Annotated in this window: 13 protein-coding genes and 2 pseudogenes; 14 read left to right on the top strand and 1 reads right to left on the bottom strand. The window is 57.5% G+C overall.

What is annotated here, in order from left to right; genetic code table 11:
* Window position 1: 1 nt before the first annotated feature.
* A complete protein-coding gene (gene rutR / locus UC14_RS16685; protein WP_013576306.1) occupies window positions 2-691 on the bottom strand; it encodes an HTH-type transcriptional regulator RutR in 690 nt (229 codons plus the stop codon).
* Between the two features lie 410 nt (window positions 692-1,101).
* On the opposite strand from rutR, the pseudogene rutA reads away from it, so the two are divergent.
* The 14 genes and pseudogenes from rutA to UC14_RS16615 all read left to right on the top strand — a co-directional run bounded on the left by rutA (window position 1,102) and on the right by UC14_RS16615 (window position 15,241).
* Window positions 1,102-2,192: pseudogene (gene rutA / locus UC14_RS16680) on the top strand (pyrimidine utilization protein A).
* Window positions 2,189-2,941, top strand: coding sequence for a pyrimidine utilization protein B (gene rutB / locus UC14_RS16675; RefSeq protein WP_015690206.1), 753 nt, complete (start codon window positions 2,189-2,191; stop codon window positions 2,939-2,941). The pseudogene rutA and the gene rutB overlap by 4 nt, the downstream one beginning before the upstream one ends.
* A gap of 26 nt (window positions 2,942-2,967) precedes the next feature.
* On the top strand, window positions 2,968-3,354 hold the full coding sequence (rutC, locus tag UC14_RS16670) for a pyrimidine utilization protein C (RefSeq protein ID WP_112198068.1): 387 nt from the start codon (window positions 2,968-2,970) through the stop codon (window positions 3,352-3,354).
* A gap of 42 nt (window positions 3,355-3,396) precedes the next feature.
* The gene (rutD, locus tag UC14_RS16665; protein ID WP_015690207.1) at window positions 3,397-4,236 is read left to right on the top strand and encodes a pyrimidine utilization protein D; all 840 of its coding nucleotides are present in this window, start codon (window positions 3,397-3,399) and stop codon (window positions 4,234-4,236) included.
* On the top strand, window positions 4,221-4,811 hold the full coding sequence (locus UC14_RS16660) for a malonic semialdehyde reductase (protein ID WP_112151628.1): 591 nt from the start codon (window positions 4,221-4,223) through the stop codon (window positions 4,809-4,811). The genes rutD and UC14_RS16660 overlap by 16 nt, the downstream gene beginning before the upstream one ends.
* A 30-nt stretch (window positions 4,812-4,841) precedes the next feature.
* Entirely contained in the window at window positions 4,842-5,465 is a 624-nt protein-coding gene (rutF, locus tag UC14_RS16655; RefSeq protein WP_112198071.1) for an NADH-dependent FMN reductase RutF, read from the top strand.
* A 32-nt stretch (window positions 5,466-5,497) separates the two neighbouring features.
* Window positions 5,498-6,844 (top strand): pyrimidine utilization transport protein G, encoded by a 1,347-nt coding sequence (gene rutG, locus UC14_RS16650; RefSeq protein ID WP_013576313.1) that lies wholly within the window; start codon window positions 5,498-5,500, stop codon window positions 6,842-6,844.
* Window positions 6,845-7,098: 254 nt separating this feature from the next.
* Window positions 7,099-8,739: a TIGR04028 family ABC transporter substrate-binding protein gene (locus tag UC14_RS16645; RefSeq protein WP_015690211.1), complete on the top strand. Its 1,641-nt coding sequence runs from the start codon at window positions 7,099-7,101 to the stop codon at window positions 8,737-8,739.
* 17 nt (window positions 8,740-8,756) lie between these two features.
* Window positions 8,757-9,717, top strand: a pseudogene (locus UC14_RS16640) (ABC transporter permease).
* Window positions 9,714-10,577, top strand: a complete 864-nt coding sequence (locus UC14_RS16635) for an ABC transporter permease (RefSeq protein ID WP_013576316.1) — start codon at window positions 9,714-9,716, stop codon at window positions 10,575-10,577. The pseudogene UC14_RS16640 and the gene UC14_RS16635 overlap by 4 nt, the downstream one beginning before the upstream one ends.
* Entirely contained in the window at window positions 10,574-12,193 is a 1,620-nt protein-coding gene (locus tag UC14_RS16630) for an ABC transporter ATP-binding protein (RefSeq protein WP_112198067.1), read from the top strand. Before UC14_RS16635 ends, UC14_RS16630 begins: the two co-directional genes overlap by 4 nt.
* Before the next feature lie 27 nt (window positions 12,194-12,220).
* Window positions 12,221-13,282: a putative FMN-dependent luciferase-like monooxygenase gene (locus UC14_RS16625; RefSeq protein WP_112198066.1), complete on the top strand. Its 1,062-nt coding sequence runs from the start codon at window positions 12,221-12,223 to the stop codon at window positions 13,280-13,282.
* A complete protein-coding gene (locus tag UC14_RS16620) occupies window positions 13,279-14,388 on the top strand; it encodes an alkylhydroperoxidase domain protein (RefSeq protein WP_112198065.1) in 1,110 nt (369 codons plus the stop codon). Before UC14_RS16625 ends, UC14_RS16620 begins: the two co-directional genes overlap by 4 nt.
* The gene (locus UC14_RS16615) at window positions 14,381-15,241 is read left to right on the top strand and encodes a VOC family protein (protein ID WP_013576320.1); all 861 of its coding nucleotides are present in this window, start codon (window positions 14,381-14,383) and stop codon (window positions 15,239-15,241) included. Before UC14_RS16620 ends, UC14_RS16615 begins: the two co-directional genes overlap by 8 nt.
* Window positions 15,242-15,269: the final 28 nt, after the last annotated feature.

Here is a 15,269-nt window from a genome sequence, read left to right as displayed (position 1 = left end):
CTCAAACCCGAAGCTGAATGCCTTCGGTAATAATGCGCTGCACGTTACTCACCGTTTGTTCAAAGAACTCAGGATCACTGAGCGTTTTGCCGGTGATGGCTTCGACCTGCACGCCGAAATCGGCGTAATGCTGCGTGGTCGCCCACAGCATAAATATCAGTTGCATCGGGTCAACAGGTGCGATCAGTTCTGCTTTAATCCAGCCGCGTATCACATCCGATTTATCTTCCACCAGCGTTTTCAGGCTACCGCCCAGTTCCTGTTTCAGCAGCGGCGCGCCCTGCACCATCTCCAGACAAAACAGCTTTGATGCCTGCGGGTGATCGCGCGAAACGCACAGCTTCAGGCGGATATATTCCCGGATAGCTTCCAGCGGATGTTGATCCGACTGCAACGCTTTCAGCGGCGCCAGCCAGATATCCAGCAACCCTTTGAGCACCGCGATATACAAATCTTCTTTCGACGGGAAGTAATACAGCAGATTGGTTTTGGACACGTCGGCGCGCTCGGCAACCTGATCCAGACTGGTGCCATGCATGCCGTACAACGAAAAGAACTCCAGCGCCGCCGCCATGATATTGCTGCGTTTGGCGGCGACGGCCCGCGAGCGTCGCGTCGGCGCTTTCGCCGCCGTCTGGCGGGATTTTTTCTCTCCGGCGTGAGGCAACGGAGGTTCAACCAATGGCTTCACAATGTCTCCCTGAGACAAACAGCAAGACGGAAATCATAACAAATGGAGGTACAAGCGACTATCGCTAAGCCTGTCGATGATGAAAGTAACACCAAAGACAATAAACATTAACCACAAAGAGTTATCCGCTTAACAAATTTGCACCATTTTTGTTCAATCCTGCCTGATAGATGTGCAGTTATTTTTGACCAGATGGTCTGAAACAGACCATTTGCTCCACCTGAAAACGAAACACATTTTTAACTCATTGATAACACTGCGCATTCTAAAAGTGGCATCACGTTTGCAATAGCTTTCCCGTCAGGAGATTTCAGCACGGTGCAATTCGGAACCCGCAGGACGCACTCAAGCCGCGCAGAGATTTTCGCAAGCCCTTGTTTTGGTAATTTTATTTTCAACCGAGGTGAGCTATGAAAATCGGTGTATTCATTCCTATCGGCAACAACGGCTGGTTAATTTCAGAAACTGCGCCGCAGTACAAACCGACCTTCGAACTGAACAAAACCATCGTGCAGAAAGCGGAGCATTATCATTTTGATTTCGCGCTGTCGATGATCAAACTGCGCGGCTTCGGTGGCAAAACCGAATTCTGGGAACACAATATGGAGTCGTTCACGCTGATGGCCGGTCTGGCCGCCGTGACCTCCCGCATCCAGCTTTATGCCACCGCCGCCACGCTGGTGATGCCTCCGGCGATTGTGGCGCGCATGGCCGCCACCATTGATTCCATTTCCAACGGCCGTTTCGGCGTGAACGTCGTCACCGGCTGGCAGAAACCGGAATACGAGCAAATGGGTATGTGGCCGGGCGATGACTATTTCAGCCGCCGCTATGATTACCTGACCGAATACGTCAGCGTGCTGCGCGACCTGTGGGGCACCGGTCACTGCACACTCGACGGCGAATTCTTCAAAATGGACGACTGCCGCGTCAGTCCGCGCCCGCAGAGCGAAATGAAAGTGATCTGCGCCGGACAAAGCGATGCGGGTATGGCGTTCTCCGCCAAACATGCCGATTTCAACTTCTGCTTCGGCAAAGGCGTTAACACACCGACCGCCTTTGCACCGACCGCCGCACGCATGAAAACGGCGGCCGAAGCCGAAGGGCGCGACGTTTCTTCTTATGTCCTGTTTATGGTGATTGCCGACGAAACCGACGCCGCTGCCCGCGCCAAATGGGATTTGTATAAATCCGGTGCTGACGCCGAGCGCTCGCGTGGCTCACCGACCAGAGCAGCAAAGACACCAAATCCGGCGCTGATACCAACGTCCGCCAGATGGCTGACCCGACTTCGGCGGTCAATATCAACATGGGCACACTGGTCGGTTCTTACGCCAGCGTTGCCAGAATGCTTGACGAAATCGACACCGTGCCCGGCGCAGGCGGCGTACTGCTGACCTTTGACGATTTTGTCGAAGGCATCGAAAACTTTGGCCGTTATATCCAGCCACTCATGAAAACCCGCCAGCACATCGGCACTGAGCAGAAAGAGGTCGCATGATGAACGTTGTTGAGAATCAAACTGTGGTCCGCCGCGAGCCCCACAACACCGGCGAGGAAACGATCCTCACAGCACGTCCTGAAGCCATTGCGTTTACGCCGCAGCAAACGGCGCTGATTGTGGTGGATATGCAAAACGCCTACGCCTCACAGGGCGGTTATCTGGATCTGGCGGGGTTTGATGTCTCCGCCACCGCGCCGGTGATTGCCAATATCAAAGTGGCGATTGCCGCTGCCCGCGCCGCCGGAATCAAAGTGATTTTCTTCCAGAACGGCTGGGACAACCAGTACGTCGAAGCTGGCGGTGCCGGTTCGCCTAACTTTCATAAATCCAATGCGCTGAAAACCATGCGTAAACGCCCGGAACTGATGGGCAAACTGCTGGCGAAAGGTGACTGGGATTATGACCTGGTGGATGAACTGCAGCCGCAGCCCGGCGACATTGTCCTGCCCAAACCACGCTACAGCGGCTTCTTCAATACTCAGCTCGACAGCCTGCTGCGCAGCTACGGTATTCACCATCTGGTGTTCACCGGCATTGCCACTAACGTCTGCGTGGAATCTACGCTGCGTGACGGCTTCTTCCTCGAATATTTCGGTGTGGTACTGGAAGACGCCACCCATCAGGCCGGGCCGGAATTCGCGCAAAAAGCGGCGATTTATAATATCGAAACCTTCTTTGGCTGGGTCTCCAGCGTACGTAATTTCTGCGACGCCGTGGGTTACAAAACTGAACAAAACGCGGCCTGACCGCTTTCTGAAAAGGACAATTAACCATGCCTAAAAGCGCCATTATTCCGGCTGGCAGCGGCGTTCCGCTGGCACCTTTTGTTCCGGGCACCCTCGCCGATGGCGTGGTGTATGTTTCCGGCACGTTGCCGTTTGATAAAGACAACAACGTCGTGCATGTCGGTGATGCCGCGGCGCAAACCCGCCACGTACTGGAGATCATCAAAAATGTGATCGAAACCGCAGGCGGCACAATGGATGACGTCACCATGAACTCAATTTTCATCACCGACTGGGCGAACTACGGTGCAGTAAATCAGGTTTACGCCGAATACTTCCCGGGCGAAAAACCGGCACGGTTCTGCATTCAGTGCGGGCTGGTGAAACCGGATGCGCTGATCGAAATCGCCTCGATTGCCCATATCGGCAAATGATGCGTGCGATGGAACCTGTCCTGAACTCCCTGAGGTAACAGCATGTATTACAAGGTACTGGGTAAGAAAAATGCTGATGCAGAAACCGTCGTGCTTTCCTCCGGCCTCGGCGGTTCCGGTGGTTTCTGGCAGCCGCAACTGGCCATGCTCGCGGAGCATTTCCGCGTGGTGGTCTATGACCAGCACGGTACCGGCGTCAGTCAGGGCACGGTGCCCGCCGGTTACCGGATGGAAGACATGGCCGATGAACTGGCGGGTATGCTCAACGGGCTGGATATCAGCCGCTGTCATCTGGTCGGTCACGCGCTCGGCGGCATTATCGGCCTGCATCTTGCCCTGCGTTATCCGGCGTTGTTGCAAAGTCTGGTGGTGATTAACGGCTGGACGAAGCTCGACAGCCAGACGCGGCGCTGCTTTGAAGTGCGGCAGAATTTACTGCTCAACAGCGGGGTCGATGCCTACGTGCAGGCGCAGCCGCTGTTTCTGTATCCGGGTGACTGGCTTTCTGAACATGACGCGTTATTGCAGGAAGAGCGCCAGCATCAGGTGGCGCATTTTCAGGGGATGGAAAACCTGCTGCACCGTTTGCAGGCGCTGATGAATTCAGACCTGACGGCGTCGCTTGGACAAGTGATCACCCCGACGCTGGCTTTCAGTTGTAAAGACGATTTGCTGGTGCCGTGGTCGCGTTCGGTCGATCTCGCTTCCCGTCTGCCTAACGGCGAACACACGCAAATGCTGTACGGCGGCCACGCCATGAGCGTAACCGACCCGGAAACCTTTAACCCGATTTTACTGGACTGGCTGCTGCGGCACTCATCGCAAGCGTCCGCTACGCCGTCCGGTCACCTGCCCACGGAGACATCATGGCCGAAGCATTAACCGCCACCGCGCTGGCAACCTTATTCACCGAAGCCCGCACACACAACGGCTGGCTGGATAAACCGGTCACCGGTGAACAACTGAAAACGATTTACCAACTGGCACGCATGGGGCCGACCTCAGCCAACTGCAGCCCGCTGCGCATCGTGTTTATTCAGAGTCCGGAGGCGAAAGAAAAACTGGCTCCGGCGCTTTCGGGCGGCAATCTGAAAAAAACCATGACTGCGCCGGTGACGGCGATCATTGCCTGGGATCCGGAATTTTACGAACTGCTGACGGAACTGTATCCCTCCGGCGATGCCCGTTCGTGGTTCACCTCCAGCCCGCAACTGGCGCACGACACGGCATTTCGCAACAGCAGCTTGCAGGCCGCGTACCTGATCATGGCCTGCCGCTCCCTCGGGCTAGATACCGGGCCGATGTCCGGTTTTGACAACGCCAGAGTCGATGAAACATTTCTGGCGCAGGAAGGCTGGAAATCTAATTTCCTGATCAACATCGGTTACGGCGATCACAGCAAAGTGTATCCGCGTGCACCGCGCCTTGATTTCGACCGCGCCTGCCGCGTGCTGTAAGCATCAATGAAAAAATTTGAGGACACGACCATGCCATCAACCCTGAACGCCACACTGCCTGTTCCCGATATGCCAGTCGTCGAGAAACACGCTGCCGTTGAAAAACACGCTGCCGTTGAGAAACAAGCCGCCGTTGAGAAACACGCTGCCGTTGAGAAACAAGCCGCCGTTGAGAAACAAGAGTACCGCGATGCGATGGCGCGCCTCGGCTCAGCCGTCAACATCATCACCACCGACGGCCCCGGCGGACGTGCAGGTTTCACCGCCTCCGCCGTATGCAGCGTCACCGATTCGCCGCCGACATTGCTGGTCTGCCTGAACCGCTCAGCGTCGGTGTATCCGGTCTTCAAAGAGAATCAGGTGCTGTGCGTTAACACGCTGGCTGATTGCCATGAGTCACTGTCCAATTTATTCGGTGGAAAAACGCCGACGGAGCAACGCTTTGAAGCCGCTGAGTGGGAACGCCTCGCCACCGGCTCGCCGATCCTCACCGACGCGCTGGTGTCGTTTGACTGCAAAGTCACGCAAATCACCAGCGTCGGCACCCACGACATTTTGTTTTGTGAAGCCGTTGCGTTACGACGCAACGACGACAGCCACGGACTGGTGTATTTCGACCGGCGCTATCACCCGCTGATGCGTCAGATAGCCTGATAACTCAATCCTCAACTTAGTAAGGGTCGTGCATGGCAAATACCTGGTTTCCACAATGGCGTAAAAGAGAAGGCAATCTGGATGGCGCAGTGATCGCACCGGATGAACGGCTGCCGTTCGGATCGACAGTAATCATGGGGCTGCAACATACGGTGGCGATGTTTGGTGCCACCGTGTTAATGCCATTGCTGATGGGTTTTGATGCCAACATGGCGATTTTGATGTCGGGCGTCGGCACCCTGCTGTTCTTCCTGGTGGTCGGCGGACGCGTACCCAGTTATCTCGGTTCCAGCGCCGCGTTTGTCGGGCTGGTGATCGCTGTGACCGGCTACAGCGGCCACGGCGCGAACCCGAATATCGGCGTGGCGCTGGGGGGCATTATTGCCTGCGGCGTGATTTATACATTGATCGGTTTTGTGGTGATGGCGGCGGGTACGCGCTGGATTGAACGTCTGATGCCGCCGGTCGTCACCGGTGCGGTGGTGATGGCAATTGGTCTGAACCTCGCGCCGATTGCCATTAACAGCGTGTCGGCCTCTTCATTTGACAGCTGGATGGCGGTAATGACCGTGCTGTGTATCGGCTCGGTGGCGGTGTTCACCCGCGGCCTGGTGCAGCGCCTGTTATTGTTGCTCGGTCTGGTGGCGGCGTACCTGATTTACATGGTCATTACCAACGGCCTCGGGCTGGGCACACCGGTAGATTTCAGCGCTGTGGCACAGGCGCCGTGGTTTGGCATCCCGGCCATCACCACGCCGGTGTTCAGTTCTCACGCCATGCTGATGATTGCGCCAGTGGCGGTGATTCTGGTGGCGGAAAACCTGGGCCACATTAAAGCCGTGGCCGGTATGACCGGCAAAAATCTCGACCCGTACATGGGCCGCGCGTTTGTCGGTGACGGTCTGGCAACCTTACTTTCCGCCTCGGCGGGCGGCACCGGTGTCACGACTTATGCCGAAAACATCGGCGTGATGGCGGTCACCAAGATTTACTCCACGCTGATTTTTGTTGCTGCGGCGATTGTTGCCATTGTGTTGGGCTTCTCGCCCAAGTTTGGTGCACTGATCCACACCATTCCGGGGCCGGTACTCGGCGGCGCATCGATTGTGGTGTTCGGACTGATTGCTGTGGCAGGTGCCCGCATCTGGGTACAAAACCAGGTGGATCTGGGACTTAACGGAAATTTGATCATGGTGGCAGTCACGCTGGTACTGGGCGCAGGCAACTTTACCCTGAGCCTGGGCGGCTTCAGCATGGGCGGCATCGGCACAGCCACGTTTGGTGCCATTTTGCTCAATGCCTTCCTGAGTCGCAGCAAACAGGCAAAAATTCAGCCTGAAATAAAAGCTGGCACAGAAGCTGCATTAAAAGATCACTGACGACCTCAGTTTCTCCTTAGCTCATCATTTTTGATGATCGCCAGCGGTTAGCCGGTCCACCCGTCCGGATTAGCCGCTGGTTTTTTTCTTTCTGCCTCCCGCACATTCTCCCTAATGCCGTTTCCAGCTAACGATTGCAAAATTCCTTCGTTCACCTCCCTCTTAAATTGGTTTGTTATGGGCTCAGCACTTTGGTTCTAAGCACGCCAAAGTCATCACCTGTCACCATGACCAATAAGAAAAAGGGTTTAACGATGAAGAACATTCGCCGGATTAACGCGGTGACCCGCGCACTGGCTTTAGGGGCACTTCTCACCAGCACGTTTTCTGCCATCGCCGCCGACGGCACACCGGTTCAGGGCGGCACGCTGATTTATCTTGAACAGCAGGCGCACACCAACCTGTATCCGCCCGCAGGTGGCTTCTACCCGAACGGCGGCATACTCAATCAGATCACCGACAAACTGACTTACCAGAATCCGAAGACGCTGGAGATTGAACCCTGGATTGCTGAATCCTGGTCATTCAACGCAGATAAAACCGAATACACCTTTAAACTGCGTCCGGGCGTGACCTTCTCCGACGGCACGCCGCTCGATGCCAACGCGGTCGCCAAAAACTTTGATACTTACGGTCTGGGCAACAAAGAGCATCACCTGCCGGTTTCCGAAGTCATCAACAATTATGACCACAGCGAAGTGGTTGATCCGCTGACCGTGAAGTTCTATTTCAAAAAATCCTCGCCGGGATTCCTGCAGGGCACGGCAACCATTGGCTCCGGTCTGGTGTCGCTGAGCACGCTGGATCGTAATTTTGATGCGCTGGGCGACGCCACGCACATCATCGGTTCCGGCCCGTTTGTGGTCAGCAAAGAAACGCTGGGGCGTGAAGTCGATCTGACTGCCCGCAAGGATTACAACTGGGGGCCGAAAAACCTTAAACAGCAGGGTCGCGCGAATCTCGACGGCATCAAAGTGATCGTGACCGGTGAAGACAGCGTGCGTATCGGCGCACTGCTGGCGGGTCAGGCTGATTTCATCCGTCAGGTTCAGGCGTATGACGAGAAACAGGCCAAAGACCAGAGCTTCCCGCTTTATGCCGCGCCGACCAAAGGCGTTAACGACAGCATTTCGTTCCGTCCGGACAACGCACTGGTATCGGATCTGAAAGTGCGTCAGGCGCTGCTGCACGCCACCAACAGCAAACAGGTGGTCGATACGCTGTTCTCACCAAACTATCCGCAGGCCACTTCGGTGATTGCCAAAACGGCAGCCGGTTATGTCGATCTGAGCCACAAACTGACCTACGACCCGACGCTGTCCAAAAAGCTGCTTGATGAGGCGGGCTGGAAACCAGGCCCGGACGGCATACGCCAGAAAGACGGCAAAACGCTGTCACTGACTATTTATGAATCGCTGCCACAGCCGCAGAACAAAGAGGTGTTGCAACTGGTTTCCCAGCAATGGAGCCAGGTCGGCGCGAAGCTGAATATTCTGGCGGGCGACGCGGGCAGCCGTGTGGCGGATAACCTCGATCCGGAGAAAACCCCGGCTAACGTGGTGGAAGTCGGACGCGCCGATCCGGACGTCATCAAAAGCTCCTTCTACCCGACCAACCGCGATGCGCTGCTGCAAAAAGGCGGCCTGAGCAGCAAGGTGAAAAGCTTCCGTGACGACAAACTTAACGATCTGCTGACCGCGATTTCTGCCGAAGTCGATCCGAAAAAACGGCTTGAACTGACCGGTGACGTGCAGAACTACCTGCTCGATCAGGCGTATGTCATTCCGATTTTCGAAGAGCCGCAGGTGTTTGCCGGTGCGCCGTATTTCAAAGGCGTAAGCTTTGAAGCGGTCGGGCGTCCGAGCTTCTACGGCGCCTGGCTGGAAAAGCATTAACTGACGGGGAGTAAATCATGAGCCGATACGTTAGCGGTCGATTCGGGCAGGCTTTGCTGGTGTTGTGGGCGGCGTTTACCGTCTCCTTCATCCTGTTGCAGGTGCTGCCCGGCGACGCGATTCTGATTAAATTCCAGAACCCGGACATGGGATTAAGCCCGGCACAAATCGCCGATATGCGTGCCGCTTACGGCGCGGATGTGCCGGTCTGGCAACAATATCTGCATACGCTGGGCAATTTTCTGCGCGGGGATCTGGGTTACTCGATTCAGGCTGGCGTACCGGTCACCGAATTACTCAGCAGTAACTTTCCGCCGACACTGCGTCTGGCGCTGATGGGTTTTGCTCTGGCCGCCGTGGTGGCTTTTGCGCTGGCATTTCTCTCCAGCTTGCTGCATTTCGGCTGGCTGAAAAATGCCTTACAGGCGCTGCCGTCGCTGTTTATTTCCATCCCGACCTTTCTGGCTGGGCATCGCGCTGATTCAGTTTTTCTCGTTCCATCTGCGCTGGATCCCGGTGATTAATCCGGGTGAATGGGTCGGGCTGATTCTGCCGGTTATCACCCTGGCGGTACCGATTTCCGCGCCGCTGGCGCAGATCCTCATCCGCAGTATTGATCAGGTGCAAACCCAGCCGTTTGTCGCCGTCGCCCGCGCCAAAGGTGCCAGCCGCAGCGGCGTGTTGTGGCGTCATGTGGCGCGCAACGCCCTGCTTCCGGCGCTGACCATTGCCGGTTTGTTGTTTGGCGAACTGATTGCCGGAGCGCTGATCACCGAAACCGTCTTCGGTCTTAACGGCCTCGGGCAACTGACCCAGCAGGCAGTGAATAATCAGGATGTCGCCGTGTTGCAGGCGATTGTGGTGATTTCCGCCGCCGCCTTTGTTGGCATCAATTTACTGGTCGATTTGCTGTATCCGCTGCTCGACCCGCGCCTTAAAACCTTTGCCTCTAAACATTCAGGAGGAGCCACCGCATGAGCAGCTTACCGCTTGGCAAAAGCATTCTGTCGTTACCGGTAACACAGCGCCGCCGCTGGAAACCTGCCCGCCTGCAACCGGGGTTAATTCTCGCCTGGCTGGTGATGGCAACCGTCATTTTGTGGGCGATTGCCCCCGGCTTATTTACGGATTACAGCGGTACCGAAGGGATTGCCGGTGCGCAGCGTCTGGCGCCGCAGGCCGGACACTGGCTGGGCACGGATCAGCTCGGCCGCGATGTGTACGCACGCATTGTGTATGGCGCATCGCATTCCCTTTCCGGTGCACTGGTCGCGGTGGCGCTCGGGCTGGTGTTCGGCACCGCGCTAGGGCTGGCGGCGGGTGCCAGCGGCGGTCTGGTGGATGCCATTGTCATGCGCATCAATGACGTATTGCTGTCAATTCCCGGCCTGCTGTTGTCACTGAGCGTGATTATTCTGCTCGGCTTCGGCACGGTGCACGCAGCGATTGCCGTCGGTGTGACGTCGGTTGCCAACTTCGCCCGCCTGGCACGTGCCGAAGTGGTGCTGGTACGTCACAGCGATTACGTCGAAGCCGCGTACGGCAGCGGCGGTTCCTTCTTCGCTGTTTTGTGGCGACACATTTTGCCCAACTCGCTGACCTCAGTGATCGCCTTCTCGGCGTTGCAGTTTGGCAGCGCGATTCTGGCGATTTCCACCCTGAGTTTTCTCGGTTATGGCACGCCACCGCCGACACCGGAATGGGGTTTACTGATTGCCGAAGGCCGCAATTACATTTCCACCGCCTGGTGGCTGACCACCTTCCCCGGCGTGGTGGTGGTTTTAGTGGTGCTTTCCGCCAACCGCATCAGCCAGTCATTACGCAGGAGAACGCGATGAACGCACAGGCCACTTTTACGCATGACGCTCCGCCGGTTCTCGAACTGGAAAACGTATCGATTGCCTACGACGGCAAACCGGTGGTGCATAACGTATCGTTTTCCATTAACGCCGGGGAGGTGCTGGCGCTGGTCGGCGAATCCGGCTCAGGGAAAACCACCACCGCACAGGCGATTATTGGCCTGCTGGCAGAGAACGGCCATATCGAACAGGGCGAAATCCGTCTGAACGGTTCCGACATCAGCCAGTGGTCGCAGCGCCGTCTTGATGCCCTGCGCGGTGCGCGCATCAGCCTCATTCCGCAGGATCCGACCAGTTCGCTGGATCCGGTGAAAACCATCGGTTCGCAGGTGGCGGAAATTCTCGATATCCATCAGCGCCTGCCGCGTGTGCAGCGCGACGCCCGCGTGGTGGAACTGCTGTCACACGTCGGTCTTTCGCATCCTGAGCAACGGGCGAAACAGTATCCGCACGAGCTTTCCGGCGGCATGAAACAGCGCGTTTTAATCGCCATTGCCATTGCGCTGCAACCGGCGCTGATCATCGCCGATGAGCCGACCAGCGCGCTGGACGTCACAGTGCAAAAACGCATTCTGGATTTGATCGACGAACTGCGCCGCGAATCCGGCACCGCCGTGTTACTGGTGACACATGACCTGGCGATCGCTGCCGAACGCGCCGACCGGTTGCTGGTGTTCCGTCACGGCAAAGTGCAGGAACAGGGCATCACACGCGAGGTGCTGGATGCACCGAAAAGTGATTACACCCGCCAGCTTTTCGCCGATGCCCCGGCCCTTTCCGGCCGTCACCGTGCACAACTTCGCGCAGCGGAAGATCCGGTGCTGGTGGTCGAAAACATCACCCATGATTTCACGCTGGGTGGCAAACATCAGGCGGCGTTCCGCGCGGTGGATCACGTCTCTTTCAGCATTCCGCGTGGCACCACCCATTCGCTGGTCGGCGAATCCGGCTCTGGCAAAACCACGCTGGCGCGCATTCTGCTCGGTTTTCAGAAACCGGACAGCGGACGCGTACTGATCGACGGTGAAGACATCACACGGCTAAAAGGTGAAGCCTTGCGGCAGTTACGCAAGAAAATCCAACTGGTATATCAGAACCCGTTCGCCTCGCTGGATCCGTCGCAAACGCTGTTTCGCGTGATCGAAGAACCGCTGCTGAATTTCGAAAAAATCCCGGCTGCCGTGCGCCGTGAACGGGTGCTGGATATCGCCCGCCGCGTGGCGCTGCCGGAAGAATTACTCAGCCGTAAACCTCGCGAACTGTCCGGCGGTCAGCGCCAGCGTGTGGCGATTGCGCGCGCACTGATTTTAGAGCCGAAAGTGCTGATCCTTGATGAAGCCACGTCGGCGCTCGACGTCACCGTGCAGGCGCAAATCCTGACGTTACTTCAGCAGTTACAGGACTCACTCGGCCTGACCTATTTGTTTATTTCGCACGATCTGGCCACCGTCCGGCAAATCTCACACAGCGTCTCGGTGTTAAACCGCGGGCAGCAGGTGGATTCCGGCAAGGTGGAAGACGTTTTCGCCCTGCCTTCCAGCGATTACACCCGCCAGCTAATCGATGCTATTCCCGGTCGCCACCGCGCCGCATAAACCAGACCATGAAACAAGAGGGACATTATGAGCAGTAAACGTCTTGGATTTTTCACCCGCCTGCTGGACAACACCAGTGCGCAGGAACGTTACCGGCTGGCGACCGAGCAAATCATTCATGCCGAACAGTTAGGTTTTGATTCCGCGTGGGTCGCGCAGCACCATTTTCATGAAGCCGAGGGCGGCCTGCCTGCGCCACTGGTTTTTCTTGCGCAGGTCGCGGCGCATACCCGCTTTATCCGTCTCGGCACCGGCGTAATCACGCTGCCGATGGAAAACGCATTGCGCGTTGCCGAAGACACCGCCGTGCTGGATTTACTCTCCGGCGGACGGCTTGAGGTCGGTTTAGGCTCAGGCGGCACACCGTCATCCTTCCCGCCGTTCGGGCTGGAAAGTCACGAACGCGGTACGGCATTTGGCAATAATCTGCAAACCCTGCTCACCGCCTGGCGTGGCGAACCGCTGGCGGGCACCGATAACCGCTTATATCCGGCGGCGCCGCAACTGGCGAACCGCGTCTGGCAGGCGACTTTCTCGGTGGACGGCGGCGCACGTGCCGGTAAATCCGGCGACGGACTGATGCTCTCGCGCACCCAGCCACGTCCGGCGGACGCGCCGGATTTGCGTCTCGATGAGCTGCAAAACCCGATTATCGATGCCTATCTGGATGCACTGCCGGAAGGCGTACCGCCGCGCATCATGGGTTCGCGTACCGCATTCGTCACCGAAAATGGCGATGAAGCACGTGAGCTGGCGCAAAAAGGCTTACGCCGTCAGGCCGAAAATCACCGTGCCAGCGGACAGACGGTGCAAGGCGACACGCTGGATGATTACATCCGCGCCTTCGACGTGCATCTCGGCACGCCAGCGCAGGTGACCGCAACGTTGCAGGCCGATACCGCGCTGGCCCGCGTCACCGATCTGGCGTTTCAGGTGCATTCCATCGATCCGCCGCATCCGTATATTTTACGTTCCATCGAACTGATTGCCCGTCACGTTGCGCCCGCGCTCGGCTGGGTTCGCCGCACGCCGCAACGCAGTGTTTCCACCTCTTCTGCCGATTCCTCATTCTCAAGGGAAGCCCTATGACTACCTGTTCGACCGACCTGCTGGAAAAACTGGCCGATATTGCCCCGGATTCCGCATTGAAACAGGCTCGCGATACCCGCGACGCCACCACCCGTCACGCACAGGGCAGCTATGACGCGCTGTTTACCGAACAGGATGGCGTGGATTTCTCACTGGCTGAGCGCCTGAGGCTGGCGCAAAACGTCGCGCGCTGGCACGGCGATTCGCAACTGACTAACCACTATTCCGAGCGTTTGCAGGATTTGCCGGATATCGACGAAACCGCGCGCCTCGACGCGGCACTGACCCACGGCGAACGCCTGAGCTTCAAACCTGCCAGCGCGACTCCGGCGCATTTGCAGGCACTGAAAAAAGCCGGCTGGTCGGTGGATGCCATTGTCACGCTGTCGCAACTGATCGCCTTCGTCAGTTTCCAGAGCCGCGTGCTGCGCAGCTACCGTCTGATCGGTGGCAAGCCGGTGGAGAACGGCAGCAATAAGCCGGTCGGTGCCGCGTTCTGGCGCACCGAACCCAATACCCACAGCGGCCGCGATGCACCGCAGGCCTTTACCCAGGAAGAACTGGGCTGGGAGCCGTGGATCCCGGCAAAAAAACTGGAAGAATTTGATGAAGCCCAGCAGGCTATTCTGGCGAAATTCGGCCATACCGATTCTGACTATTTCCGCCTGTTAGGTCGTAATTTACCGGTACTCGAACAGCGCACGCTGACCGACAAAGGGATTTTCTATACCTCCGGCGGGTTGCCGCGCAAAGAGCGCGAACTGGCCGCCACGGTTGCCAGCAAAATTAACGGCTGTATTTATTGCGCCTCGGTGCATTCGCGCAAAGCCAGCCAGCTTTCCAAACAGACGGAAGATGTCCAGCGTCTGATCGACACCCCGCCGGGCGGCATTCTCAGCAAAGAGCAATCCCCGCGCTGGCAGGCTGAAATTGATTTCGCCGCCGCGCTTTCCGCTACCCCACCGGTCGCCACTGAGCAGCACATTGCGGCGCTGCGCGAGCAGGGTTTAAGTGAGCTGGAGATTGTCGATCTGGCGCAGTCTGCGGCGTTCTTCGCCTGGGCAAACCGTCTGATGTTAACGCTGGGAGAACCGTTTAATGACTGAAGCACAACATTCGCAGCCCCTTCGCCCGCAGCTTGATCACGTGGTGATCAACGTCGCCGAACAACTGGATCAGGCCGGGCAGCAGTTCCGCCGTCTGGGGTTTCATCTCACGCCGCGTGGCCATCACTCGCTGGGATCCAGCAATCATCTGGCGATTTTCGGCGAAAACTATCTTGAACTGCTCGGCTATGAGCCGGGCAACGCTCACACCCGCAAAGACCTGTGGCAGGCGCCGCTCGGCCTGACCGGTCTGGTGTGGAAAACGCAGAATTCATCGGCGGTGTACGAACATCTGCAACAGCAAGATATTGCCGGTTCCGCACCGGCGGAGTTCTTCCGCCCCGTCGGGCTCAACGACGGCACTTCACCGAATGCGCGATTCCGCACCGTACCGCTGGCCGCCAGCCGCGTACCGAATGGCCGCAGTTTCTTTTGTCATCATCTGACGCCGGAACTGGTGTGGCGCAACGAATGGCAACACCACCCGAACGGTGTTGCCGATATCACCGGTTTCGTGATTTCTGCGGCAAATCCGCAGGAAGCCGCTCAGGTGTATGGCGAATTGTTTGGTGTCAGTGCGCTGGAGTTCAAACCGCAGGAAGTCGTGCTGCGCGCAGGCCGCGCCACCGTCCGGTTTATCACACCGGAGCAAGCCGCCGCCGAATTCGGCATTGTGCCGGAAGGCGAGAACGGCAGCGCCCGCATGGTCGGACTGGAATTCGCCACGCGGTCGCTGGAGGCAGTACGGAATAGTTTGCGGGTCGGGGAAATACCTTTCAGGGATGACGTTAACCGTGTGTCTGTCCGGGCAGCGGACGGGCTTGGGGTGGCGCTTGGATTCAGCGAGGAATGATCTGCTTTTAGCTCCTCCCCCTGCGAAG

Source organism: Rahnella sp. NRRL B-41462 (assembly GCF_003263525.1).
Lineage (GTDB): Bacteria > Pseudomonadota > Gammaproteobacteria > Enterobacterales > Enterobacteriaceae > Rahnella > Rahnella aceris.
The sequence above is the reverse complement of the archived record's forward strand: the minus strand, read 5'-3'. Positions and strand labels throughout refer to the sequence as shown.

Coding starts and splice junctions, on each gene's coding strand:
- rutD (WP_015690207.1), top strand. CDS start 3,397: ATGTATTACAAGGTACTGGGTAAGAAAAATGCTGATGCAGAAACCGTC.
- rutG (WP_013576313.1), top strand. CDS start 5,498: ATGGCAAATACCTGGTTTCCACAATGGCGTAAAAGAGAAGGCAATCTG.
- rutB (WP_015690206.1), top strand. CDS start 2,189: ATGATGAACGTTGTTGAGAATCAAACTGTGGTCCGCCGCGAGCCCCAC.
- UC14_RS16625 (WP_112198066.1), top strand. CDS start 12,221: ATGAGCAGTAAACGTCTTGGATTTTTCACCCGCCTGCTGGACAACACC.
- rutC (WP_112198068.1), top strand. CDS start 2,968: ATGCCTAAAAGCGCCATTATTCCGGCTGGCAGCGGCGTTCCGCTGGCA.
- UC14_RS16615 (WP_013576320.1), top strand. CDS start 14,381: ATGACTGAAGCACAACATTCGCAGCCCCTTCGCCCGCAGCTTGATCAC.
- UC14_RS16635 (WP_013576316.1), top strand. CDS start 9,714: ATGAGCAGCTTACCGCTTGGCAAAAGCATTCTGTCGTTACCGGTAACA.
- UC14_RS16630 (WP_112198067.1), top strand. CDS start 10,574: ATGAACGCACAGGCCACTTTTACGCATGACGCTCCGCCGGTTCTCGAA.
- UC14_RS16660 (WP_112151628.1), top strand. CDS start 4,221: ATGGCCGAAGCATTAACCGCCACCGCGCTGGCAACCTTATTCACCGAA.
- UC14_RS16620 (WP_112198065.1), top strand. CDS start 13,279: ATGACTACCTGTTCGACCGACCTGCTGGAAAAACTGGCCGATATTGCC.
- rutF (WP_112198071.1), top strand. CDS start 4,842: ATGCCATCAACCCTGAACGCCACACTGCCTGTTCCCGATATGCCAGTC.
- UC14_RS16645 (WP_015690211.1), top strand. CDS start 7,099: ATGAAGAACATTCGCCGGATTAACGCGGTGACCCGCGCACTGGCTTTA.